The sequence below is a fragment of the Pseudomonas sp. LBUM1676 genome (assembly GCF_059695605.1).
Window position 1 is genome coordinate 3,406,386 of record NZ_CP166777.1, and the last position, 25,790, is coordinate 3,432,175.

20 protein-coding genes and 3 pseudogenes are annotated in these 25,790 nt (G+C 58.8%); 14 read left to right on the plus strand and 9 right to left on the minus strand.

Features of this window, described 5'->3' with window-relative positions:
• Positions 1-22: 22 nt before the first annotated feature.
• Positions 23-985, minus strand: a complete 963-nt coding sequence (locus tag ACA041_RS15735; RefSeq protein WP_497441963.1) for a LysR family transcriptional regulator — start codon at positions 983-985, stop codon at positions 23-25.
• Positions 986-1,271: 286 nt separating this feature from the next.
• Here ACA041_RS15735 and ACA041_RS15740 point away from each other — a divergent pair, with 286 nt between their 5' ends.
• The 13 genes and pseudogenes from ACA041_RS15740 to ACA041_RS15800 form a co-directional block, all read left to right on the plus strand.
• Positions 1,272-2,213: a VOC family protein gene (locus tag ACA041_RS15740; protein ID WP_497441964.1), complete on the plus strand. Its 942-nt coding sequence runs from the start codon at positions 1,272-1,274 to the stop codon at positions 2,211-2,213.
• Positions 2,214-2,216: 3 nt separating this feature from the next.
• Entirely contained in the window at positions 2,217-2,627 is a 411-nt protein-coding gene (locus tag ACA041_RS15745; protein ID WP_497441965.1) for a Rieske (2Fe-2S) protein, read from the plus strand.
• Between the two features lie 87 nt (positions 2,628-2,714).
• Positions 2,715-3,839, plus strand: a complete 1,125-nt coding sequence (locus ACA041_RS15750) for an FAD-dependent oxidoreductase (RefSeq protein WP_497441966.1) — start codon at positions 2,715-2,717, stop codon at positions 3,837-3,839.
• 57 nt (positions 3,840-3,896) lie between these two features.
• On the plus strand, positions 3,897-5,594 hold the full coding sequence (locus ACA041_RS15755; RefSeq protein ID WP_497441967.1) for a DUF1302 domain-containing protein: 1,698 nt from the start codon (positions 3,897-3,899) through the stop codon (positions 5,592-5,594).
• A gap of 12 nt (positions 5,595-5,606) precedes the next feature.
• Positions 5,607-6,995, plus strand: a complete 1,389-nt coding sequence (locus ACA041_RS15760; RefSeq protein WP_497441968.1) for a DUF1329 domain-containing protein — start codon at positions 5,607-5,609, stop codon at positions 6,993-6,995.
• Between the two features lie 63 nt (positions 6,996-7,058).
• Positions 7,059-8,165 (plus strand): WD40/YVTN/BNR-like repeat-containing protein, encoded by a 1,107-nt coding sequence (locus ACA041_RS15765; protein WP_497441969.1) that lies wholly within the window; start codon positions 7,059-7,061, stop codon positions 8,163-8,165.
• 4 nt (positions 8,166-8,169) lie between these two features.
• Entirely contained in the window at positions 8,170-10,644 is a 2,475-nt protein-coding gene (locus ACA041_RS15770) for an efflux RND transporter permease subunit (RefSeq protein ID WP_497441970.1), read from the plus strand.
• Positions 10,634-11,869, plus strand: a complete 1,236-nt coding sequence (locus ACA041_RS15775; RefSeq protein ID WP_497441971.1) for an MFS transporter — start codon at positions 10,634-10,636, stop codon at positions 11,867-11,869. The genes ACA041_RS15770 and ACA041_RS15775 overlap by 11 nt, the downstream gene beginning before the upstream one ends.
• Entirely contained in the window at positions 11,870-12,451 is a 582-nt protein-coding gene (locus ACA041_RS15780; protein ID WP_497441972.1) for a cupin domain-containing protein, read from the plus strand.
• Positions 12,448-13,431, plus strand: a complete 984-nt coding sequence (locus tag ACA041_RS15785; protein WP_497441973.1) for a fumarylacetoacetate hydrolase family protein — start codon at positions 12,448-12,450, stop codon at positions 13,429-13,431. Before ACA041_RS15780 ends, ACA041_RS15785 begins: the two co-directional genes overlap by 4 nt.
• A gap of 10 nt (positions 13,432-13,441) precedes the next feature.
• Positions 13,442-14,443, plus strand: coding sequence for an NAD-dependent epimerase/dehydratase family protein (locus ACA041_RS15790; protein WP_497441974.1), 1,002 nt, complete (start codon positions 13,442-13,444; stop codon positions 14,441-14,443).
• Positions 14,424-15,215 (plus strand): cyclase family protein, encoded by a 792-nt coding sequence (locus tag ACA041_RS15795; protein ID WP_497441975.1) that lies wholly within the window; start codon positions 14,424-14,426, stop codon positions 15,213-15,215. Before ACA041_RS15790 ends, ACA041_RS15795 begins: the two co-directional genes overlap by 20 nt.
• Before the next feature lie 51 nt (positions 15,216-15,266).
• A pseudogene (locus ACA041_RS15800) lies at positions 15,267-15,470 on the plus strand (arylsulfatase); the annotation flags it as partial.
• 390 nt (positions 15,471-15,860) lie between these two features.
• Here the strand turns inward: ACA041_RS15800 and ACA041_RS15805 are convergent.
• The 8 genes and pseudogenes from ACA041_RS15805 to ACA041_RS15840 all read right to left on the minus strand — a co-directional run.
• Positions 15,861-17,201, minus strand: a complete 1,341-nt coding sequence (locus tag ACA041_RS15805) for an OprD family outer membrane porin (RefSeq protein ID WP_497441976.1) — start codon at positions 17,199-17,201, stop codon at positions 15,861-15,863.
• A gap of 212 nt (positions 17,202-17,413) precedes the next feature.
• Positions 17,414-18,586 (minus strand): M20 aminoacylase family protein, encoded by a 1,173-nt coding sequence (locus ACA041_RS15810; RefSeq protein ID WP_497441977.1) that lies wholly within the window; start codon positions 18,584-18,586, stop codon positions 17,414-17,416.
• Positions 18,587-18,590: 4 nt separating this feature from the next.
• Positions 18,591-19,880: an MFS transporter gene (locus ACA041_RS15815; RefSeq protein WP_497441978.1), complete on the minus strand. Its 1,290-nt coding sequence runs from the start codon at positions 19,878-19,880 to the stop codon at positions 18,591-18,593.
• Between the two features lie 329 nt (positions 19,881-20,209).
• On the minus strand, positions 20,210-21,133 hold the full coding sequence (locus tag ACA041_RS15820) for a LysR family transcriptional regulator (protein WP_497441979.1): 924 nt from the start codon (positions 21,131-21,133) through the stop codon (positions 20,210-20,212).
• Positions 21,134-21,173: 40 nt separating this feature from the next.
• Positions 21,174-22,100, minus strand: coding sequence for a helix-turn-helix transcriptional regulator (locus ACA041_RS15825; protein WP_497433429.1), 927 nt, complete (start codon positions 22,098-22,100; stop codon positions 21,174-21,176).
• Positions 22,101-22,257: 157 nt separating this feature from the next.
• Positions 22,258-22,800, minus strand: coding sequence for a VOC family protein (locus ACA041_RS15830; RefSeq protein WP_497433434.1), 543 nt, complete (start codon positions 22,798-22,800; stop codon positions 22,258-22,260).
• A complete protein-coding gene (locus ACA041_RS15835; RefSeq protein WP_497433438.1) occupies positions 22,797-24,734 on the minus strand; it encodes an oxidoreductase in 1,938 nt (645 codons plus the stop codon). The genes ACA041_RS15830 and ACA041_RS15835 overlap by 4 nt, the downstream gene beginning before the upstream one ends.
• Before the next feature lie 165 nt (positions 24,735-24,899).
• Positions 24,900-25,103: pseudogene (locus ACA041_RS15840) on the minus strand (LysR family transcriptional regulator); the annotation flags it as partial.
• Here ACA041_RS15840 and ACA041_RS15845 point away from each other — a divergent pair.
• Positions 25,103-25,741, plus strand: a pseudogene (locus tag ACA041_RS15845) (MFS transporter); the annotation flags it as partial. The pseudogenes ACA041_RS15840 and ACA041_RS15845 sit on opposite strands and share 1 nt — an antisense overlap.
• Between the last annotated feature and the right edge of the window lie 49 nt (positions 25,742-25,790).

Below are 25,790 nucleotides of genomic sequence, written 5' to 3' on the forward strand. Positions count from 1 at the left end.
AGGCACGTTAAGGACGGCCGGACTATTTGGCCAATCGTGACTCGGGATGGGAGGTATCACGAGCGGCGATAGCAGCCGGTTCCAGATCCGTGATGAATTCGCTGATACGCTCGCGCAGCCAGCGGTGCATCGCATCACCGTCGACGCTGCGGTGCCAGAGCATGAATTCACGCATGACCGGGATCTTGACCGGCGGCGGTAGGATGCGCAGCGGTAGATATTCGGCGTACAGGCGCGCCAGGCGTTGGTGCATGGTGGCGATGCGTTGGGTGCCGACGATCAGCTGGGGGAGGGTGTTGAAGTCATTGGTGATGACCTCCAGCCGTCGATTGAAGCCGTACTGGTTCATGAACCATTCCTCGATACTCATGTGCCGGGTGCGCCCGAAGCCGACCGACACGTGGCCCATTTCCATGTACTGCTCAAGGGTCAGGCTGTCGCCGACCTGCGTGTTGCCTTGCCACACCACACACACGTGATCTTCTTCAAACAGCAGCTGGGATGGGTGGCCTTCGAGGATGTAGCGCTCGGGCACGATCATCAGGTCGACCTCGCCGCGAACCAGCAATTCGCCAGAATTGTCGCTGGGGCCGAGCATCTCGAAAGTGATGTTCGGGGCTTCCTGATGGATTTTCTGGATCACCTGAGCGAACAGCACACTGATTAGATAATCCGAGGTCACCAGGCGAAAATGCCGCTTGCTGACCGCAGGTGAAAACACCGGCTTGGCGGTAATCGAGGATTGAATCGTCAGCAGTACTTCGCGTACCGGTTCGCTGAGCTCCACCGCATAAGGTGTGGGTTGCATCTTGCGGCCTACCTGGACGAGCAATTCGTCTTCGAAATAGGTACGCAGTCGGCCAAGTACCCCGCTTGTAGCCGATTGAGTCATATGCAGACGTTCGGCGGCACGGGTGATGTTCTGCTCTTGGAGCAACACATCGAGCGCCACCAGCAGATTGAGATCCAGGTGATTGAAACGCATAGGCCACGTCCATTTTTTATATTTATTTTCGCGATACATTCGGACGAATACATCGCTGCGTCAACCCTCCCGTTTTTCGCTGTGTCATTCGTTGCGCGCCGCCGTAGGTATCGCGATCGGCGATAGGTCGCATCCCGACACACGATTAGTCAGTTGCCAGTTCCCGCGTCAATCTTCGCCGCAGTCGGGCCTTGCCGACACCACCACCGGATTCCAAGCATGGCTGATCGCCTGAACAGCCTTTGGCAGCAGTCTCCACAATCATAATTTCAATGGAGTGGTAGCCATGAACATCATTGGCCTTGATGCCCTGATCTTTGGCGTCGATGACATTCAAGCCTGTACCGATTGCCTGCGTGACTATGGCCTCGCGCCGATTGGCGTCGACAGTAATGGTGGACGTTTTGAAGCGCTGGACGGTACCGCCGTGATCATCCGGCGTGCAGACGACGCGAACCTGCCGGCCGCCATCGGCCCGGCGCCGTCGATTCGCGAAACCGTCTACGGCGTAGCAGGCACGGCGGATCTTGATGCGATCGAAGACGAACTGGCGCGTGATCGGCCAGTGACCCGCGATGCTCATGGCGTGTTGCATAGCGTCGACGACATGGGCTTTGCGATTGCTTTCCAGGTCACCGTGCGCAAGCCGTACAGCGCCCCGGATGACTTGACCAACGCGGCCGGCAATTCCCCGCAACGTCCGCTCAATCAACCCGGTATCAGCCTGGATATGAGCGCGCTGCCGCGCACCTTGTCACACGTGGTGTATTTCGTTCCGGATGCGGCGAAAGCCGAGGCGTTTTACGCCGAACGCCTGGGTTTCAGAACCACTGACACCTTCATCGGCGCCGGGCCATTCATGCGCCCGGCGGGTTCTGATGACCATCACTGCCTGTTCATGATCCAGACGCCACCGCACATGAAAGGCTGCGAGCACTTCACATTCCACATGGGCAGCGGCACCGAAGTGTTGTTGGCGGGCACGCGTTTCGAGCAAAAAGGCTGGACCAGTTTCTGGGGGCCCGGCCGCCATCTCTTTGGCTCCAACTGGTTCTGGTACTTCAACAGCCCGCTGGGTTGCCATATCGAATATGACGCCGACATGGACAAGCACGACGACGCCTGGGAGGCACGTCGCGCGCCGCTGTCGGCGGATAACTCGCAGCTGTTCCTGTTCAATTCGAAAGAAAAATGGGCGCCGGGCGGTCCGCCACCGAAGCTCGGCTGAATCATGGCTGAAGACGGGTTTTACCTGTGCCGGCTGGAAGAACTGGTGGAAGGGCAGGCGCGTGGATTCGATCCGTTGCAACGCGGAAAAGACAGTGTTTTTGCGTTGAGGCACCAAGGTCAGGTGCGGGTTTATCGCAACAGTTGCCCGCATCTGGATGTACGCCTGGAGTACCGCAAAGACCGGTTTCTGTCCGCCGATGGCCAGTTGATCGTCTGTTATGCCCACGGTGCGCAGTTTCTTCCTGACACCGGCGAATGCGTCTACGGCCCGTGTCTGGGTCAGAGGCTGGAGGCGCTCGAATGGTTTCTGGAGGAGGGGCGTGTGGTGCTGAAAATGCCCGTCGCGGGAGAGGTGCAACCACGAAACGAGGTATCGCGCCTGGCGATACATCGCATCCCTACTCGCGATTAGTCAAATCCCTGGTTTGCCCGGAAGCTGAACCCAACGACGCAGCGCCCCGCGCTGCATCGAATCACAAGAATAAGAAGCGAGATTGCCATGAGTGCAGTGAACAAAGTTCTGATCGTGGGCGGTGGTATTGGTGGCTTGTGTGCAGCCATCGCGTTGCGCCGCAAAGGCATTGCAGTTGATTTGATCGAACTCAAGTCGCAGTGGACCGTGTACGGCGTCGGCATTATCCAGCAGAGCAATGTGGTGCGCGAAATGGCCAAGCTCGGCGTGCTCGACGGTTATCTCGATGCGGCATACGCCTTTGAAGACGTCGCCATTTATGGCCCGGGCGGCCAGCTACTGGCGCGCATCCCCGGTCAGCGCCTGGCAGGCCCTGAATATCCCGCGAACGTCGGCATCTCACGGCTGGCCCTGCACAACGTACTCAGCGCCACGGCTCTGGAGCTTGGCGCCAATGTTCGCCTCGGCCTCAGCGTGGAATCGCTGAATGACTTGGGTGACAGCGTGGAGGTGGTGTTCACCGACGGCAGCAACGGCACCTATGATTTAGTGGTGGGCGCCGATGGATTGTTCTCCAAAGTGCGCGAGCTGTTATTTGGCGACACTTACCAGCCACGCTTCACCGGCCAATCAGTGTGGCGCTACAACTTCCCACGAGCTCCGCAGATCGATCACCTCGCCAACTATCAGAGCGCCGCAGGCAATGCCGGGCTGGTGCCGTTGGCCGGGGACATGATGTACATGTTCCTGACCTCCCATGAACCCACCAATCCGTGGATGGATCCCGCCACCCTGGCCGAGCAGATGCGCCAGCGCTTGCAGGGTTTTACGGGGTTGATCGGCGAACTGCGCGAGCAAATCACTGACAGCAGCCAGGTCGTCTACAAGCCGATGGAAGTGATTTTCGTCGACGAGCCTTGGAATCGCGGTCGCGTCCTGTTGATCGGCGATGCCGCCCATGCCACCACGCCGCACCTCGGTCAGGGCGCCGGCATGGCGATTGAAGATGCCGTCGTGCTCAGTGAAGAACTCACGGCTGACGGCAGCGTTCAGCAGCAACTCGAACGCTTCATGGAACGGCGATTTGCGCGGTGCAAGTTCATCAGCGAAAGCTCTGTGCTGGCCGGCGAAAAGGAAATGCAGCACGACCGTTACTTCGACCGTATCGGTCTGGTCAAGCAGATGCTTGCGCGCACGGCCGAGCCAATCTGACACCACACCACAGCACTCCCACAGCAGTTACCACTATAAAAACAAGAGGTTAACGCGATGGTTAGCTCAACGACTGCGACGCTCGCGCGCCGCCCGGTTCGTCTTTCTGCACCCTGCGGTCTGAGTCTGGCGGCAGCATTGGTGCTGTGCAGTCAGACCGCTCAGGCTTTTCAGGTCGAGACCGGTAATCCCGATTTCAACCTGCGCTGGGACAACACGGTGAAATACAGCGCCGCGTGGCGGACTGAGAATCCTAGCCACAAACTGACCCGTGGCCAGGTCGCGCTGAACCAGGACGACGGTGATCGCGCCTTTCAGAAAGGGCTGATCTCCAACCGCATGGACATCCTCTCCGAACTGGACATGTCCTTCAAAAACGTCGGCGCAAGGTTCAGTGGCGCGACGTGGTACGACACCGAATACCAGAACGACAACGACAATAATGATCCGAGCCGCGCTAACGCGCGTTCGGTCGGCTACGACGAGTTCACCGACGACACCCGACACTTGCACGGCGGCGATGGTGAGCTGCTCGACGCATTTGTCTACTGGAACGGCGAGGTCGCCGAACGCTCCACCTCCTTGCGTGCCGGGCGACATGGGTTGATCTGGGGCGAAAGCCTGTTTTTCGGCGCCAACGGCATTGCCGGTGGCATGGCGCCGGTCGATGTGGTCAAGGCGCAGTCCGTGCCCAACACCCAATTCAAGGAAATCACTCGCCCGGTCAATCAGCTCTCGGGCACGTTTCAAGTGACCGACGATGTCTCGCTCGGTGCGTTCTACCAACTGAAATGGGAAGAAACGCGCCTGCCGGGCGCGGGCAGTTACTTCTCCACCAGTGACACCATCGGTGAAGGCAATGAACGCCTGATCGTCGGCGCGCCTTTCCCGGCGTTCCTCGGGGGCAACACCAGCAGTCCGGCGGCGTTTTTCCATGGCAAAGATAAAGACGCCAAAGATTCGGGGCAGGGCGGCCTGCAACTGAAATACAACGCCGAGACCGTGGAGTACGGCTTATACGCGATCCAGTACCACGACAAGACACCCAAGCTTTACCTCAAGCCTTCCGCCGGTGCACCGAATTTCAGCACGGGCCAGATTGGCGACTACTACTGGGTTTACCCGGAGGAGATCCGCGCGCTGGGCGCCAGTTTCTCCACCACGGTTGATGCCTACAGCTTTGCCGGTGAAGCCTCGATGCGCTGGAACATGCCGCTGGTCTCCAATGGCGTCACCGTGCTCCCGGGGGTCGTGGCCGACAACGACGATGACGCGCTCTATGCCGTCGGGCGCACAGCGCACATCAACCTCAACGTGATCGCTTCGTTCGGGCCGAACTTCATTGCCAAGGAGTCGGGATTCGTCGGTGAGATCGCCTGGAACCGCCTGCTCAATGTCACGAAAAACCGTGCCGCCCTTGACCCCGGCGCCACCGATGACGGACTCGGCTTCAAGGTGGTTTATACCCCGACCTATCGCCAGTTTTTCTCCGGTGTCGATATCAGTATCCCCGTCGGCCTCAGTTATTTCCCGCTCGGCAAGTCGGCGGTTGTCAGCTCGTTCGGCCCGGATAACGGCGGCGACATGAACATCGGTATCACCGCGACTTACCTGGATCGCGTTACGGCAGGCCTGACGTACACGCATTACTACGGCCCCGAGAACACCAATCTCAACGCAGCCAGCCAATTCAACTTCCAGCAATCGCTGAAAGACCGGGATTACCTGGCCTTCTCTGTCAAGACCACGTTTTAAGAGGACTTGCGCATGACCCATAACAAGAAAAATGCCGCGTTCACACTCAAAGCCTTGTGCTTCGCGCTGCTCGGCAACCTGGTGGTGTTGAGCCAGGGCGCAACGGCGGCCACGGCTGACGAAGCGGTGAAACTGAACAAGTCACTGACACCTTTTGGGGCTGAGCGCGCGGGCAATGCCGATGGCTCGATTCCTGCCTGGGACGGTGGTTACACCAAGGTCGATACGGCCTTCAAGGAGGGCGGCAAACGCAGCGATCCGTTCGCAGCGGACAAACCGCTGTTCAGCATCACCTCGAAAAACCTGGCGCAGTACGCCGGCAAGCTCACTGACGGCACCAAGGAAATGTTCAAGCGTTTCCCCGACACCTATCGCGTCGACGTCTACCCGACACGACGCAGCGCGGCCGCGCCGCAGTGGGTCTATGACAACACCCTGAAAAACGCGACCCGCGCCAAACTGGTCGATAGCAGCGCCGGCCCGGTGCCGGAAGGCGCCTACGGCGGCATTCCGTTCCCGATCCCGAAAAACGGCGCCGAAGCCATGTGGAACCATCTGCTCAATTGGCGCGGCACTTCGGTGTCGATGCATTTTCGTCATTACCTGATGACCGCCGATGGCAAACAAGTGATGACCACCGACGGCAAGGCCATTCAGGAAATGCCGTATTACTACCAGGACGGGTCGCCGGAATCTTTTGCCGGGGATTACTGGCTGTTCCGTCTGCTCAATGTCGGCCCACCGCTGCGTGCCGGCGAGCAAATCATGGGTCGTACCAATATCAACGGTGATCAGTCCCAGGCGCACGTCTACCTGACCGGACAACGCCGCGTGCGCAAGTTGCCGAATGCCTGCTGCGATACACCGACGCCGGCCACCGCCGGGGTGATGTCGTTCGATGAACTGAGCGTGTTCCAGGGCCGCATGGATCGTTTCGACTGGAAACTGGTGGGCAAGCAGGAAATGTACATCCCGTACAACACCAACAAAGTGCAGACCGCCGGCAAGCCTGAAGATCTGTTTCTAGCCCATCACATGAACCCGGACTACGTACGTTGGGAGTTGCACCGGGTGTGGGTGGTGGACGCCCAACTGGCACCGGGCAAACGTCACCAATTACCGAAGGGCCGCTACTACCTCGACGAAGACACCTGGCAAGCCATGCTCGGCGATCGCTGGGACGCCAACGGACAACTGGCCAAAACCCTGTGGTCGCTGCCAGCGGTGCTGCCGGATCTGCCTGCCCAGGCGCAACTGTCTTCGGGCTTCTACGACCTGACCTCCGGCGCCTGGTTCATCCAGAACGTCTACACCGGTCTGCCTGAGCAATACGGCCTGGTTGATCGCTACAAAACTTCGGAGTTCTCGCCGGCAGCGATGGCGGGTGCCGGGGTTCGTTGAGTCGAGAACGGGATCACGGCGTGTAGGCCGTGATCCGGTTTCACAGGGGTTTTCGAGGTCGATATGAACAGAATCTGTCAGGTGGTTGGCCAACTGATATGGCGAGTGGTGGTAGCTCTGGCGTTGCCGTTGGGCCTGGCGCATGCCACTGCGGTAAGCGACGCGCTGAACACTCCGGCGATGCAGGCGCCGCAAGCGCAACGCGCGGTGCTACTGGATCTGGCCCGTGCGGGGACGCGATTGGTCGCGGTGGGCGAGCGGGGCATCGTCCTGCTTTCCGACGACAACGGCATTCAATGGCGGCAAGCTCAGGTGCCGGTGTCGGTCAGTCTCACGGCGGTGCAGTTCGCCGATGCCGAGACGGGCTGGGCCGTCGGCCATGCCGGGGTCGTGTTGATGTCCCGTGATGGTGGCGAACATTGGACAGTGCAACTGGACGGCAAGCGTGCGGCGCAACTTGAGCTGGACCGCACGCGACAACAACTGCCGGGCGCGGCGGATCAGGACACCGCTGATGCGCATGTACTGACCGCTGAACGTCTAGTCAATGACGGGCCGGACAAACCACTGCTTGCTCTGAAGTTTGTCGACACGCGTCATGGTCTCGTGGTCGGTGCCTACGGTCTGGCATTCAAGACCGACGACGGTGGCCTTACCTGGCAGTCAATCATGGGCCAGATCGAAAACCCTGCGGGCTCGCACCTCTATGCCATCGCGCGGCAGGGCGAGCACTGGTTTATCGCTGGCGAGCAGGGGTACCTGGCGCGCTCCGACGATGCCGGCCAGTCGTTCACTGCGTTGCAAAGCCCGTATGCGGGCAGTTTTTTCGCCCTGCAAGCAACTGACGACGGCACGTTGCTGGTCGCCGGGTTGAAGGGCAATGCGTTTGTCTCCCACGACCTTGGGGAGAGTTTTCAGGCAGCGCCGGTGCCAATGCCGATTTCCTTCAGCGATGCCATCCGCACCGCTGACGGGCAACTGCTGCTGGTCAATCAGGGTGGCGCGCTGTTTCGTACCGGCGACCAACCGGGCACAACGCTCAAGCCCTATGGCAAGCCACTCGGCATGCCGGTGGCCAGCGTCGTTCAGGCCGCGGACGGCAGCCTGGTGTTGGCGGGTTTCACCGGATTGACGCGCGTATCGCCGCCAACCGCTATCGCTTCGGAGTGAGGTTATGCAGCTATTTGACAATGCCACGACGAGCCTGGCGAATTTCGATCCGCGATCGGGTTCGGTGGTCGAGCGCACCCTCTTCAACCATCGCCTGTGGGTGCTGCTGGTGTGCGTGCTGACGACCCTTGTGCTCGGTTATCAGGCCACGCGCATCGAGTTGAACGCCAGTTTCGAAAAGATGATCCCGACCGGTCAGCCCTACATCGCCAATTATCTTGAGCATCAGAAGCAGCTCAGTGGTTTGGGCAATGCCTTGCGCATTGTGGTGGCGAACCGCAACGGCGATATCTACGACGCCGAGTATCTGAAAACCTTGCAGGCCCTGAGCGACAAGCTTTATCTGCTGCCGGGCGTCGACCGCGCTTACATGAAATCACTGTGGACACCGGCCACACGCTGGGTGGCGGTGACCGAAGATGGCCTGGACGGCGGCCCGGTCATTCCCGATGACTACATCGGCACCCAAGCCAATCTCGAAGCGTTGCGGCGCAATGTGCAACGCTCTAATGAACTGGGTCAGTTGGTGGCGTTCGACCAGACGTCGAGCATCATTTATGTACCGTTGCTGGCCAACACCAACGACGGGCAGGCACTCAACTATTCGACGCTGTCCGAGCAACTGGAGAGTCTGCACAGCACCTACCAAAAAGACGGCATCGAGATTCACATCACCGGTTTCGCCAAGAAAGTCGGTGATCTGATCGCCGGACTGAAACAGATTCTGCTGTTCTTCGCTGTAGCCATCCTGATCACCACCGCCGTGCTGCTCTGGTACACCCGCTGCCTGCGCAGCACTTTACTGGTGGTGTTCTGCTCCTTGGTGGCGGTGGTCTGGCAGCTTGGCTTGCTGCCGTTGCTCAACTATCAGTTGGATCCGTATTCGGTGCTGGTGCCGTTTCTGGTGTTTGCCATCGGCATGAGTCACGGCGCGCAGAAGATGAACGGCATCATGCAGGACATCGGTCGCGGCATGCATCGCGTGGTGGCCGCGCGATTCACCTTCCGCCGCCTGTTCCTGGCCGGGCTGACGGCGCTGCTCTGCGATGCGGTGGGGTTTGCCGTACTGATGTTGATCAAGATCCAGGTCATTCAGGATCTTGCGGTTATCGCCAGTATCGGGGTGGCAGTGCTGATCTTCACCAACCTGATTCTGCTGCCGGTACTGCTGTCGTACGTCGGGGTAACACCGCGTGCCGCGCAGCTAAGCCTAAAGAGCGAACAAACCGAGCAGGCCGGACTGCGCCGACACGCCTTTTGGCGCTTTCTTGACCTGTTCACCCAGCGCCGTTGGGCCAGTTTGTGTATCGCCATCAGCCTTGCCTTGGCGGTGGCCGGTTTTGTGGTCAGCCTGCAACTTAAGATCGGAGACCTCGATGCCGGCGCCCCAGAGCTGCGCGCAGACTCGCGCTACAACCAGGACGATGCCTTTCTTACCCGACATTACGGCGCCAGCAGCGACCTGTTTGCGGTCATGGTAAAAACCCCGGCCGGCAGATGTGCGCGTTACGACATCCTCGCCAAAGTCGATGCGCTGGACTGGCAACTGCGTGCGTTGCCGGGTGTGGACTCGACCAACTCGCTGGCTTTGCTCAATCGCCGCATGCTGGTAGGGCTCAGTGAAGGCAGCCCCAAGTGGTACGAGCTGCAGAACAATCAGGCGATGCTCAACATGATCACCGCCAGCGCACCGCGTGGCTTGTACAACGAAGATTGCAGTCTGTTGACGCTGTATGCCTACCTCACCGACCACAAGGCTGAAACCCTGACGCGCCTGGTCGAACACGTGGAAAAGTTCGCCGCCGCCAATGACACCGATGAGGTGCAATTCTTGCTGGCGGCAGGGAATGCCGGTATCGAGGCAGCGACCAATATCGTGGTCAAACAGGCTAACCGCGAGATGCTGTTCTGGGTGTATGGCGCGGTGATTGTGTTGTGTCTGATCACCTTCCGTTCCTGGCGTGCCACGCTCTGCGCGGTGATTCCGCTGATGGTCACTTCGATTCTCTGCGAAGTGCTGATGGTCTGGCTGAACATTGGCGTGAAGGTCGCCACGCTGCCGGTGATCGCCCTCGGTGTGGGCATCGGCGTCGACTATGCCTTGTACGTGATGAGTATCTTGCTCGGCCATCTTCGTCGCGGCGCGAGCTTGTCCGAAGCCTATTACCTGGCGTTGGTATCCACCGGCAAAGTGGTGATGCTGACCGGCATCACCCTGGCGATTGGTGTGGCGACGTGGATTTTCTCCCCGATCAAATTCCAGGCCGACATGGGCGTACTGCTGGCGTTCATGTTCGTCTGGAACATGGTCGGTGCGCTCGTATTGCTGCCGGCGCTGGCGCATTTCCTCCTGCCTGTACGTCGCCCGACAGCCGATGCGGTTGTGCCTGCCGGTGTGCTCAACATGGTGAAAGCAGCCACTGCGGTTGCGGCCAATCCCGATCATCTGCACACCCAGGAGCGTTGCCATGCGCGTTGAAACCTCAGCCGTGAACGCCGGCAGACAAGCCGGGTTGGCGCAATCGCTATTGCTCCTGCTGGGCAGTTGCCTGCCGGTACTTGGCGCCGTGCTGCTGGCGCCGGTGCTACCGCGCATGCAAGCGCACTTTGCCGACGTTCAGAACAGCGCTGTGCTGGTGCCCATCGTGCTGACATTGCCGGCCCTGGTGATTGCCCTGTTGGCGCCATTTGCCGGATTGATTGCCGACCGTCTCGGGCGCAAGCCGTTGTTGCTCGCCAGCATGGGCCTTTACGTGCTCTGCGGTGTGCTGCCGCTGTGGCTCGAATCCTTGTCGGCCATCGTTCTCAGTCGCGCCGGTATCGGCTTGGCCGAGGCGGGCATCATGACCTGCTGCACCACGTTGATGGGTGATTACTACAGCGGCGCCCGACGCGAGCGCTTGTTTGCTTTGCAGATGGTCGCCACGTCACTGTCCGCGGCGGTGTTTATCGCGCTGGGTGGTTTTCTCGGGCAGGACGACTGGCGCACGCCGTTCGCGCTATACGCGGTCGGCCTGATCTTCCTGCCGCTGATGGCATGGAAACTCTGGGAGCCGCAATCGCACATTCAGACCGAGCAACCCCTGCGTCGCGCGCTTGCCGACAAATTCCCATGGCGTGCGCTGACACCGATGTATGCCTTGGCACTGTTGGCCGGCCTGAGCCTGTTCATCGTGCCGGTACAGGCCGGGTATCTGCTCAATCTGCTGCATGTGGATGCACCGCAGGAAATCGGCATGACCATGGGGGCCAACCAATTGGGCGTGCTGGCCGGGGCGCTGAGCTTTCGCCTGTTCAGCGGCATGCGTGCGCAGCACATGTTGTTGATCGCCTATGCATTGGCGGGCGTCGGCGGCTTGTTGATGGCCAATGCGGGCAGTCACCTGCAAGTGGTGGTCGCGGTGACGATCAACGGCTTGGGTATCGGCCTGATGTTGCCGACGCTGATCACCTGGATCATGGCGCAAGTCGACTTTCATCAACGCGGGCGCGCGGCGGGGTGTTTCACCGCAGCGATTTTTGCCGGCGAATTCATCAGTCCCTTGGTCGTGCTTGGCATCACGCATGGTGTCAGCTCGGCGCTGCCGCACGCCTTGGCGCTGGTGGGGGGCCTGCAATTACTGGTGGCGCTGTTTTGCCTCGCCGTCCCCAAGCTCGGCGGATTGTTGCCCCATGCGCCGATGACAACTGAACGAGAACTTTAAATGCATAGGCTTCCCGAGTTCAAAAGAGTGGTCACCGGCCACAACGCTCAAGGCCAGGCCGTCGTCGCCAGCAGCGGGCCGACCCCCAATGTGTTCCCGCTTATGGCCGTGCCCGGCACGACGTTTTACGAATTGTGGAACACCGGCACCAGCCCCGCACCCCTCGACAATGCGAGTGATCCGAGCGCCCAACCGCTGCGACTGAGTCCCGGGCCGCAAGGCAGCGTGATTCGCGTGGTCGACATCCCACCGGACAGTGTCCAGAACCACGTCAGCGATGAAAACGCCGCTGCGGTATTTGCCGAAATCGGCGAGTCGCATGCCGGTACGGGGCAGGGCGCAAGCAAACACAAACTGATGCACCGCACCGAAACCCTCGACTACGGAATCGTTACCGAAGGTGAGATCTGGCTGGTGCTGGACGAAGAAGAAGTGCACCTCAAGCGCGGAGACGTAGTGGTGCAACGGGGCACCAACCACGCTTGGAGCAACCGCACCCAAACCATGGCACGCATGGTGTTCATCCTGCTCGATGGACGCTTTGCCGCTGAACTGAACCCTGCGCAAGGAGCATCGTCATGAAACTCGCCACGCTGAAAAACGGTCATCGCGATGGACAACTGGTCATCGTCTCGCGGGATTTGCAGTGGGCGCTGGATGCCGGTTCTGTGGCGTACACCCTGCAACAAGCCATCGAAAACTGGTCCAGCGTCGAACCGCGCTTGCAGGCGCTGGCCACCCGGTTGAACGCGGGCGATGCACATGACGCGTTTGCGTTTGACCCGACTCAGGCCATGGCACCGTTACCACGCGCCTACCAATGGTGCGACGGCTCGGCATTCCTCAGCCATGGCGCGCTGATGCAAAAGGCTTTCAACCTTGACCCCATTGAAGGCGTTGAACACACACCACTGATGTATCAGGGCGCTGGTGATGATTTCCTCGGCGCGCACGACAACATTGCGCTGCCCAGCGAAAGTCAGGGCATCGACTTCGAGGGCGAGTTCGTCGTGCTGGTGGACGATGTGCCGCTGGGTTGTAGCGCAGAACAAGCCATTGGGCACATCAAGCTGATCCTGCAGATCAACGACGTCAGCCTGCGCGCGCTGGCCCCCCGGGAAATGAAAACCGGCTTCGGTTTTCTGCAGGCTAAACCGTCATCGAGTTTCGCCCCCCTGGCAATCACCCCGGATGAGCTGGGCGATGCCTGGCGCGACGGGCGTGTGCATCTGCCGTTGCAGGTGAGCTGGAATGGCGAGTGGTTCGGTCATCCGCACGGTGGGCAGATGACCTTCGGCTTTGGCCAGTTGATCGCCCATGCCGCGCTGACCCGTCGATTGGGTGCCGGCACATTGATCGGCTCCGGTACGGTCTCCAACGCCGAGCGCAGCGCAGGTTCTGCCTGCATTGCCGAACGGCGCGCCATTGAAATGATCGAGTACGGCGCCCCGCGAACCGCTTTCATGCGCTTCGGTGATCGCGTGCACATGGACGTTCTGGGGGCTGACGGTCAGTCGGTGTTCGGCGCGATTGAACAATACGTCGTCAAGGCCCAAGGCTGAGGAGAGGCACATGCGTGTGTTGATTACCGGAGCCAACGGCTTTGTCGGCCGCGAGCTCGTGCGCTGCCTGCTGGCAAGGGGCCAATTGCGTGGCCGGATCATTGCTTCGTTGCTAGTGCTGGACACTGAGTTGCAAGGCCTGCCGGATGATCCGCGTTTGCGCCGGCATCGCGGCAACATTACCGACGCCGCGTTAATGCGACGGGTGCTGGCCGATGGCATTGATGTGGTTTTTCACTTGGCGAGCATCGCCGGTGGTGCGGCCGAAGAGCATTACGCGCAGGGGTACCGAGTCAACCTGTTGGCGAGCCTCGAATTGCTGGATCAGTTGCGCAACAAAACCCAGCCACCGGTGGTGGTGTACGCCAGCAGTGTGGCGGTCTACGGCGGCGGATTGCCTTTGCGCATGAACGAGGAGGCACCACTGCATCCGGAGCTATCCTACGGCACGCACAAGGCCATGGTCGAGAGTGTCATTGTCGACCTTGCCCGACGTGGGGAAGTGGACGGTCGCGCGTTGCGCCTGCCCGGCATCGTTGCCCGTCCGCGTGAACCTAACGGTTTGCGCTCGGCTTTCATGAGTGACGTGCTGCGCGCCTTTGCCGAGGGCGAGTCCTATCGTTGCCCGGTTTCCATCGAGGCTACGGCCTGGTGGATGTCGGCGCGTTGTTGCGTGAACAACCTGATGCACGCCGCTGAGCTGGATCACAACGAACTCGAATCAAAACGTGTGTGGCAATTGCCGGTGCTGCATCTGTCGATTGCCCAAGTGGTCGATGCCTTGGCGGCGAGTTACGGGCAGGAACGCCGCAGCCTGATCACTTACGTACCCGACAGTCAGTTGGAAGCGCTGTTCGGGCGTCTGCCACCGCTGAAAACCCCACAGGCGCGTGCCGCCGGTTTCAGTCATGACGGCAACGCCGCCGCGTTGATACGCAATTCACTGAACCCCGCCGCCCCTCGGCATTTATCGATTACTGGAGACTCCATTCATGCAGCCAGCCAAGCCTAAGCGTCGCCTGGTCGACATCTCGGTCACCCTCGACAATAACCCTTACACCGATCCGCCACCGTTGCTGCCGAAGATTGACTACATGGATCACCAGCAGGGCTGGCCAGAAATGGCCGCAATGTTTCCCGGGCTGCAACTGGAGCAGATGCCGGGCAACGAGTCATGGGCTGCCGAGCGTCTGCAAATCACCACCCACAGCGGCACACACATGGACGCGCCGTGGCATTACGCATCGACCACCGATGGCGGCCAACCGGCATTCGGCATTGACGAATTGCCGCTCGATTGGTGCTTGCAACCGGGCGTCAAACTGGATTTTCGGCACATGCCCGACGGCCATGTGGTGACCGCGCAAGAGATCGAAGCGGAGCTGGCGCGTATCGATTATGTGTTACAGCCACTGGATATCGTATTGATCAATACCCGTGCTGGCGCATTGTTCGGTCAGCCAGGCTATCTCGATGCCGGTGTGGGGATAGGGCGAGAAGCCACAATGTATTTGCTGGAGCGCGGTGTCCGGGTCGTCGGCACCGACGCCTGGAGTTGGGACGCGCCGTTCAAGTACACCCGCGAGCGCTTCGCCGCCAACGGCGACGCGTCGATCATCTGGGAAGGGCACAAGGCCGGGCGTGATATCGGCTACGGGCAGATGGAAAAACTGGCCAATCTTGAAGCCTTGCCGGCCAATGGCTTCGTGGTGTCGTGTTTCCCCTACAAAATCAAACACGCGTCGGCCGGATTCGTGCGCGCGGTGGCGATCTTCGAGGAATAAACGCCAGCGGATACCCGATGATTCTCCATCGAACATAACAAGAGAGAAAACATGCCTTTCCCACGAATGCCTTTGACCCTGTTGATTGGTGCGCTGTCGCTGGGGAGCAGCCTGGCGGTGGCCGCCACTGCCGAGTCGACGCCACCGAACATCCTGTTGATCGTCGCGGACGACCTGGGTTACTCCGACCCTGGCAGTTTTGGCGGTGAAATCAACACGCCCACGCTTGATTCACTGGCTCGCGAGGGCTTGCAGTGCCGTTGCCCCCATGGGAACCACACTACCGAATAACCTGTGTAACTTCGACTTGAATCACAACAGCTACTTATAAATCCCCTCGAGCACGTCGGTGTCAGGGCAATTAACGATCGAAGACAGGCAATCGGGGACACAGCATAAGGTGAACGCCGGGCAAGCATTCGCTGAGTCGGTGGGCGCGAGCCATCGCGGCGTAACCGGCAATCAGGCGGTAGTCGTAATAGTGACCTATTCGGGTGTCGAGGGCACCCCTCTGTCCGTTCCCGACAAAGGCGAAAAGGCTGAGTTCGAACACGTCGAATAAACCTCCAGGAGGGCGCCGCAAGAGACCAGTTGTGCACTTGCGGTTATTTCACCGTTTCATAGGGCCGACAACCGCGTGTTCGCTTAGAACACCTTGATCGGTACGTTGACGATAAGCCTAAGCTCATCAATATTACCTTCCAGTTGATATTCACTGGCACGGTGCGAGGAATAACTGGTGATCAGGCTGATGTTCTTCAAGGCGCCCGATTGCACTGCGTAGCTGGCACTGACGCCCACTTCATAGTGGCTTTCACCCCGCTGCTTGAGAACCGAGTTGTAAATGCCGTTCGGTCCTGCGTCGTAATCACTGCCATCAATGCCCATGCCCTTGATGTACCAGAGCGTAGTCTTCAGGCCAGGTTGACCATAAGCGACCCAATCGTTGTTGTAGAACACCCCGATCGAACGCTCATTTGGGCCGTTGAAGAAGGACATCATTATATTGGGCAGGTTGATTGCATTGGATTCGAAGGGATAATCGAAATACTCATCACCCTTAATTTGTTGCAGGCCGATCTTTAGTGAGTGGTTGCGCCATTGGGGCGTGATACTCAGGCCGTAGGCCTGCTGATCGATGTTGCCGGCGATTTCGCGACCGCTCGACTGGGTGTTATAGGCGTCCAGATGCACATCGACGTTAACCGGTCCCCAGTTGGATTTCATGCCCAGGCCCAAATACTCGCGATCCCAGATATCGTCGAAGCGAGAGACATAGGCGCTACTGCGCCAGCCTGCGCTCGATACATAGTCGGCCCCGGCATAAACGTTGAAGTCACTGGTGACCAGGGGCGAACCGAAAGTGGGACTCAAGTCCTGGCTTCCGGCTCCCGTACGCGGCGAGCCCTTGTCGAAGTAGCCAGACTTGATCGTCAAGCCTTCCACGTCATGACTTTCCAGGGACACCCCATTGAACGATGAAGGCAAGGTACGGGTGTCGGTGTAGGACATCATCGGTGTCCTGACTTGATGCCTGCCAACCTTGAGTAGTGTGTCGGCGACCTTGAACTTCAGCGCCGCGATGCCGAGTTTGCTCCAGTCATCGACCACATCGCCGTCTTGGTTCACCAACAGTCGATTACTGCCGCCTGCCGCCGCTTTTCGGCTGCGTTCCAGCGCCACTGCCGAGAAGGTCGAAAGATCCAACCCAAACTTTACCGGTCCTTCAGTAAAACCGGAGACGAAGTCAAGCCTGATGCCTTCCAGCCAGGCGGTACGGTCACGCAGCTTGCGGACCCCGTCGGGTGTTTGCAGTTTGAAATAAGTGGCCTTGTGGCCGACCTCGTGTGAGTACCACTGACGGGTATTTAGCGTCAGTGAGCTGTCTTGCAGAAAACCTTGTTCCTGGGCATGGACCTGGGAAGTACAAACTGCGGCCGCCAGCGAGCCGACGGTGAATAACGCCAAATTATCTGTGCGATACATAGACTTTGCCTGTTGTTGTTTTTAGGGCAGATAAGAAGTAAGTCGCCGAGTCATCGTTATTAAGTTTTTGCGCGGGCAGGGCGTGGCCCGACTTGCCCATCAGGCCGCAGCGGCCTGATGGTGGTCGTTAAGATATTGGGGTGCCGGTTCAGCGCCTCGAGCACTTTGAAGTCATAAAACATCGATGAAAATGTGAACCCAAGCCTGCGACCTCAGTTGAGATAATCCTTCACAAGTTTCAGCCAGCAGTCGGAGCCGATGCGAATCAGCTCGTCATTGAAGTCGTAGTGGGGGTTATGCACTGAGCAGCCATGAAACTCGCCTTCGCCGTTACCCAGGAAGAAGTAGCAGCCGGGCACTTCGGTCAGCATCCAGGCGAAATCTTCTGTCGCCATGATCTTCGCCGCGTGCGGCAACAAGTGGCCGGACTTGAACAGCGGCGCCAGGCTCTGGCGAAGCATCTCTGTTTCCGTCGCCGTATTGACCAGCGCTGGCGCCAGTTGCGTGGTTTCAAGTTCGATTTTGACGCCGAATGTGTATTCATGGCCCTGGGCGATTTCCGCCAGGCGCTGATTGATTTTGCCTTCGGTCTGCGCGGTGTCGGTACGCACGCTGATCAACATCGATGCCGTGTCGGGAATGATGTTGTAGACACTGCCAGCTTCGATCATGCCGATGCTGATCACGGCGTGTTCATCAACACAGAGATTGCGCGACTTCACTGTCTGGATCGCGTTGATCAGGCTGGCCAGCACCGGTATCGGATCGACAGTGCGTTCGGGCATTGCGCCATGACCGCCGCGACCTTTGATCAACACACGCACGCATTCCGATGAGGCCATGGTCGGACCGGCCTGGACCACCGCGGTGCCCAGCGATATGCCCGGCAAGTTGTGCAAGGCAAAGATCGCGTCGCACGGAAAACGTGTGAACAGGCCGTCGTCCATCATGGCCTTGGCTCCACCCAGACCTTCCTCGTCAGGTTGGAATATCAGGTTAAGCGTGCCATTGAAGTCAGACGACTGAGCGATTCGCCATGCGGCTGCCAGCAGGATGGCAGTGTGGCCGTCGTGGCCGCAGGCGTGCATGCGGCCCTCGATCCGGCTGGCGTGGTCGAAGCGGTTATTTTCCTGCATTGGCAGGGCATCCATGTCGGCACGCAGGCCCAATCGGCGAGTGCCGCTGCCTCGACGCAGTACGCCGACCACGCCATGTCCGCCGATACCGCGATGAACTTCGTAGCCCCAGCTTTCGAGCTTGCTGGCCACCAACCCGGCGGTCAGCGGGGTATGCGCGCCCAGTTCAGGGTTCTGGTGGATGTCCCGGCGCAGCTGGATAAAAGCATCCAGGTCCAGTTCGCCAACGGTTTGAGTCAATGCATTCATCAGGTCACTCCCGACCAGGGTTTTCGGGGAATACAGCCAGGCACGCCAGACTGATGGCGCCGCCGACGAGTAGGTACAGTGCTGGCGCCTGGGGGTTATCCAGGGCCGCCGTGAGCCACGTGGCGATCAACGGGGAAAAACCGCCGAACAAGGTGACGCCGAAGCTGTAGCTGACCGCGGTGCCCAGGGCACGGCGATTTTTTGGAAAGGCTTCCATGATCAGGGCGAAGAACGCCCCCGAACCGATGCAGCCTGGCAGTACCAGAATCGCAATGACGAACATCGCCACAAACAAATTGGTGCTCAAGCTGAGCAAGTAGAAGGCTGGCCACGCCAGTAGCACGGGCAGGGTTATCGTCCAGACCAGCAGCTTCTTGCGCAGGCCATGGCGATCGGCAAAGCGACCGGCCAGTGGCGTGATGACAGCCAGGCAGGCACTTGCTACACAGGCGATAACCAAGGCACTACGTTGCGGGTAGCCCAGGGTGACAGTCAGGTAGGCAGGCATGTAGAAAATGAACAGGTATATGCCAATGGTAGCGCTGGCCATCAGGCCGATCGCCAGCAGGGTGTGGCGCAGGTCGATGTGGTCGCGCAGCCGACCGTCGCGTTTGGCCGGTTGGGCTTCGTGGGTTTCCGGCAGGAAGCGACGAATGTACCAGCCTAGCGGACCGATGAGCAGCCCCAGTAAAAAGGGAATGCGCCAGCCCCAGTTTTCAAGGTCCTCGGCACTCAACGTGTTGTTTAGCAGTAGACCGAGTCCGGCACCGACCATGGCCGCGTAGCCTTGGCTGGCTGCCTGCCAGCTGACGTTACGACAGCGGTTTGCCGTGGCACTGGACTCCATCAGATACACCGACGCGGTCCCGACTTCACCTCCCGCAGAAAAGCCCTGCATGAGGCGGCCAGCCACCAGCATCAACGTGCCGAACAAGCCAATGTCCTGATACGACGGCGCGAAGGCAATCATTGCAGTGCCGACTGTCATCAGGCTGATTGTGAGGCTCAATGCAGATTTGCGGCCACGTCGATCGGCAAAGCGCCCAATCACCACAGCACCCACCGGGCGCATGAGGAAACCCACGCCAAAGGTGGCCAAAGACATCAGTAGCGATGCCGTTGCCGACTGTGCAGGAAAGAAATTCTTTGCGATTACGACAGCGAAGAAACTGTAAATTGTGAAGTCATACATCTCCAGGGCATTGCCTAGAGCGCAAGCAACTGTGGCTTTCCTGGAACCGTTCACGGGTGGAGCAGCGGTGCAGGGGAGAGGGGGCGCATGCAAAGTAGTCATCGATTTTTCCTGTGACAGTTTTATTGTTGCCCGAATATCCGGCAAACGCTGTCACTGCGCACTTGCGCTTTTGTTCGATGATTAACCGTTAGTTATGATGCTTGGCCGCCCAAGCGGAAGAGGTTGTCAATTCGGTGCGATGTTGCCCGATTATCGATCACACGCACTGTTTGATGACAGTGACTTGGTCGTCGTATCAGGCTGCGGAGCGGGCAATTGCAAGGTTTCAGACCAATAATAGCGAGGCTATGGTCGCTGGCCCCCGGAAACGAGCCAGACTTAACCACTAGGCATATCGTTGCATTTTTCTTAAGTTTGTCGAGTCCGCGTTAGCACGAGGAGTCCATTGACTGATTCACAGAGATCACGCCCTTGATCGCATAGTAAAGGTCGCGAGCCGTCGTTGTCAGAGCGTTGCGATCAATACACACCAGGTAGATGGGATACTCAGGAATGATTTCTTCGATCTTGACCTGTATCAGGTCTTCATTGAGCGCCTTGGGTAGCGTATTTTCCATTCCGGCTTCGCTGAGCGTCATGAATGCATCGGCGTGGTGCAATAGATCAAGCGCCAGCAATACCGATGAACACTCGGTGATCCGCTGCGGTGGAGGAATCTCGTTGTCTTCGAACATTTGATAGAACTGAGACGAGTGATCGTCGATGGCATCGAGGCTGATCCAGTTCGCAAACTGCAACTGACGCAGTGAGCGGGAGTGGCGCAGAGGATTGTTTTTTCGACAGACCACCACTCCCTTCATGCGGCTCAAAGCTTCCCAATCCAGGTTAAGTCTCTGCGTATGCTGTTGCGAGGTGATAGCGAAATCCAGCGTACCGTCCCGCAGGCGCTGTAGCATCTGGTTGGGACGAAGGTCCACCAGGCGGATGCGAATACGCGGATTCTTCGTCTGGAAACCAGCGATGCATTCTCCCAGCCCCTTGAGCACAGATGTCAGGGAAGTGACACCGACGGTGACCTCACCGACTTGCATATCCCTGATGTTTTCCGCCTCCAGTTGCAGGCGTCGCATGCTCTCGACGGTCAACTGTGCATGGCGAATGATGCGCCGGCCTTCATCGGTGAGCGACATTCCCCTGTGAGAGCGCTGCAGCAGAGCCAGACCCAGTTCGCTCTCCAGGTCCTTGATCGATCGGCTGATGGCTGGCTGGGTGACATGCAGTATTTGGGAGGCTTCACTGATGCTTCCGGTTTGGTGGATAGCTACCAGTGCCTTGATTTGATGGAATTTCACTTACGGACAGGTCCTTGCAGTGCGACGAAGGTGCTGCACGTTACTGCAAGGCCGAGGAGCAAAAAAGCCTGGACACGTTTTTCTCGCGGTACTGCTTGGGTGTCATGGACAGTTTTTCCTGGAACAGTCGAGTCATGTGGCTCTGGTCCGAGAACCCGCAGTCCATGGCCACCGCTTTCAACGGGACATCACGCACTGTAGACAGGATCCGCTCAGCTTTTTTCAAGCGGCGCGACTGAACGTACTGATGGGGCGAGACCCCGTACACAGCCCCGAACACCCGTACAAAGTACGACGGGCTCAGGTCGACGATGGCAGCCATGTCTTTGACGGTAATCGGGCAGGACAGGTGTGAGTCGATGTATTGCTGAAGCTTGTCGCGTTTGAGATTTGTCAGGCGAGACGCTTGATCGTTGTCTCTGAGATCACACCGCACATACTGGCGCAGCAGATGAATGCACATCTGTATTTCCAGCGTCTGAGCGAAGATGCTGCTGCCCGGTTCAGCGCTCAGGCATTCGATTTCATAGGCGGCCATGAGCCTGGAGAGGGTCGCGTCGTTAACGATGGGGCAATGGTCGACAAAAACCCGGTCAACATCCTGTTGAAAGACTTCGTTGGCGACCTTGGCCATCATTGCTTGCGAGATGTAGATATGACTGACCTCGATATCGTTCATCCAGTACCACCTGGATGATTCGCCTCGGGTCAAAATGGTCACGTCGTTATCACCAACCGACCATCTTTGCCAATGCTTGCCATCATGGAAACCCAGATTGGATGTCCCTGATTTCCATCTCACCAACTCGTAGTCTCGCATACACGGGATGCGCACTTCGGTTTTGTCGAAGCGGTAGCCCCGAATTGACATGCCGTTATCGGGTGCAGTCTCGACGGTACCCTTGATCGTAACTTCACCAGGGATAACGTCCAGCATTTTTTCTGGCGTTAGAAGGATGGCACTCATCACAACTCCCTTTTTATTGGTATTGGCAGTGGAGTCTTTTATCAGCACTTGGCAGTTTTTGTGACATTCAAAAACTAACACATCCTTCAGGTTTGTACGCAAAACAGGCCTGCCACCGATCGGGGGATTTGCACCCGATCGTCTGGCCAGCCTGTTCTTACTTCACCTGGGTTTCGTGACCGCTCGGCTCGGTCAAACCCGGTCTCCAGCGGCGCAGGTGGGTGTGACGCTCGTAGGCCTGCGCCGAGGGGTAAGTCACCAATTCAATGGTGCTTCCCCAAGGCGTGCGGGTGTATACGTAGCGATTGCCTTCCCCGGCGTCACCGCCCGGGAGGTCGCCAGGGCGGCTGAGCAGGACGCCACCGGCCTTCTGCAGGCGATCGGCGGCGGCGTCGATATCGTCAACGTAGATGCAGATGTGCTGAATTCCCAAGTCGCTTGGAACCACAGGCTGCGACTGCCGCACTCCGGTATAGGAAAACAGCTCCAGATTGGGGCCGTTGCCGAGGCGAAGCATGCGGATTGCGGCAATCACTGCACCGGTTGCAATGCCGAGTCCCGACTCCACTTCAGGTCCTCCCAAGGGCGCGTCAAGCATGTCGTAAAGCTTTTCGGCACCAAAGGCCTCGACGAAGAACTGGGTTGCCGCTTCCATATCGGGAACGGTGATGCCTACGTGTTCGATTGCGCGAACGTTCATGCCAACTCTCCTATTTTCGCTGCCGCCCAGAATCCAGACTGGGTCGCCTCATACATCCGTCCGCCACGGGACCTCGTTCCGATGCTATGGACGCGAATGTCATCGACCGACGCCTCCAGGACAGTCGAAGCATTACGGGGCGTCGCCCTCACTACGCAGCCGTAATCGGGCGCCGCGCCTGCTGTGCAAATCGATACGTCCAGGCCTTTGAGAAGGCCGGTGAGATGGTCGCGCTGCATATCGTTGGTATCGACTCCCACTATTTCAGCGGGTGAAACAAGGCTGACTTTTTTGCCTTGTTCGGCCATCCACAAGGCAGCGAACATTGCAGTCTCGGTTTCACCAAACACGGTGACTTCGTCAGCCACTGGCAGATCCCCGTTTGCCAGCATGTTGGCAACATCCGGACCGTGGTCCACGGCCACGGTACCGGTGGCAAGCAATACCGTGTCCCATGCGGTCAAGTCGACATCGGCTGCATCGGTATTGAACTGCACGTCGACGCCCACGCGTTCGAGTTCGGTTTCGTAAAACCGGATCATGTTCTTGACCTCCATGCGAAACGGGCTCGCAGCGGCCCAGGCATGAAGCTGGCCGCCGATGCGATCCGCTTTCTCGACCAACCGCACACGGTGTCCGCGCTCAGCGGCCAGGATCGCGGCCTCACAGCCGGACGGCCCGCCACCGACGACAAGTACACGCTGCTGACTGGAAGCAGGGCGACGAGCGTCACTCGCCCTGCGCTCTTGGCCGAGGGTAGGGTTTATCACGCACTGGGTGCCCTTGCCGTTGAACATCCATCGTGAGATGCATTCATTGACTGCCAGGCAGCGGCGAACACTCTGCGGTTGTCCGCGCCGTGTCTTGTTAACCGTGTCGGGGTCGGCAAGGCCAGATCGTCCCAGGGCCACAAAGTCGAGTTCGCCATCGGACACTGCTTGCGCCATCTCGTCGAACAACCAAGTGAGGCGACCGACGCCGATGACCGGGATCGAGACATGCTGTTTGACAAGCTTGGCGTAATTGACCAGCGAGCCTGGCGGGACCATGGGCAGCAACGTCATCGCCGTGTCGTAGTTCCCGGCGCTGACATCCAGTGCGTCAACGTAAGGCTCGAGCATTTCGCAAAAGGCCAGGCCATCTTCCAGCGAGAGGCCGCCCTCGTAAGGTTCCATCACGCTCAGGCGATACAGGATCGGAAAGTCTGCACCGACCTGTTCGCGAACCCCGCGCACGACTTCGAGGGCGAAACGGGCACGGTTTTCCAAGGATCCGCCCCAACGGTCGGTGCGCTTGTTGGTGAAAGGGGAGAGAAACTGGCCAAGCAAATAGCCATGCGCGCCGTGCAGCTCAACAGCATCAAAACCGGCTGCAACCGCGCGCCGGGCACCTTGGACGTACTTGTCGATCAGCCCGGGAATTTCATGTTCTTCGATTGCTCGCGGCGGTGTGCCAAACGCGCTAGTTATGCCCGCTGTCGGCGCGAGTGGTGGTTCGTTGCGTTCAGTATTGCCCTGGGAATTCTGGCGTCCGGTGTGGTGCAGTTGCACAGCAATCTTCGCGCCTTCACCGTGGACGGCGTCGACCAGATTGCTGAGTGCGCCAATGAACCTGTCGTGGTCAATGCGCATCGGGTGGCCCGCTGTGCGCCCGACTTCCCAATCAATCGAGGTGTTCTCGGTGATGATTAAACCAACTCCACCACGGGCGCGGGCCCGATGGTATTCGATGAGCTTGTCGTCAACCTCACCGAAAGTACTGGCGAACTGAGTAAAGATCGGCGCTTGCACAAAGCGGTTGCGCAAGTGCAGGGAGCCGATCCGGCCAGGCTGGTAGAGTGCCGCAGCAGGGCTGTCTGTAACCACAATATTACGGATGTCTGGGTGTGCCATTGCCATCTCCTCATTATTTTTTTTGTTTTGAGGTTGAAGCATGGAATGACAGCCGGCATGAGTATTGAACGTTTATGCCCAGGCGTTGAAGAATCCTGCTTTAGCGTCGTAGCGCTACTCGCTCAGGTGGCTTAATCAGAAAACAATTCAAACATCAGCTGGCGCAGCCAACGATTGGAGGGATCCTTGTTATATCGAGCATGCCAGGCAACCCGGAGCACGTTCAGCCAGAGCGTCCATCAGCCGCGGCATGAAGTAGATTTCACCAATGTCAGTCATTGCCATGGTAAATCGCCGATTGCTGTTGAGCGGATCGAACGTGTCCTGTCTGCTCAGTGCATCACGCAAGGTCTGAATAGCCAATGCAACCGGCTCAGTCAACTGCCGCGCATAGGGCGTGGGCTCCATTCCTGCGCACTGGGCAAACCGTTAAGGCCCAAAACCTTTTGGCACAAGCCGCACCCTCTTATGAACCGAGCGCAAACGACTAGTTGAACCAAATGGTCGCCAAAGGCACGACCGTGTCGATTGCCCAGCTGTTCCAGGACGGGCGCAAGTTGAACACCTTCATGCTATGGCTGGCGTTTTTCTGTTGTTTGCTGATGGTTTATGCGCTGAGTTCCTGGCTGCCCAAGCTCATGACTGCCGCAGGCTATGGATTGAACTCCAGCCTGGCGTTTGTGCTGGTGCTAAACGTCGGCGCAATCATTGGAGCGATAGCCGGTGGATGGCTGGGAGACCGGATTGGTATCGCCAAGGTCTTGTTCGGGTTTTTCAGTTGCGGAGCGCTCGCTCTGAGTCTGTTGGCGCTCAAGGGACCGTTACCGTTCCTCTATTTGCTCATCGCCATTGCGGGCGCGTGCACCATCGGTACGCAGATTTTGGCCAACGCCTGCACGGTGCAGTATTACCCCGCTCATATACGGTCCACAGGACTTGGTTGGGCGATGGGCGTCGGTCGCGCTGGGGCCGTCGCCATTCTGGTCTTTCTGATTCAGAACGCTTCAAGCCGTCAGCCCGCTTCATCCAGGCAATCCGTGTCGCAGTAACGATGGCCAAGGCAGGTTAGCGTGGCCAATGACTGCTTGTCCCGCGAAG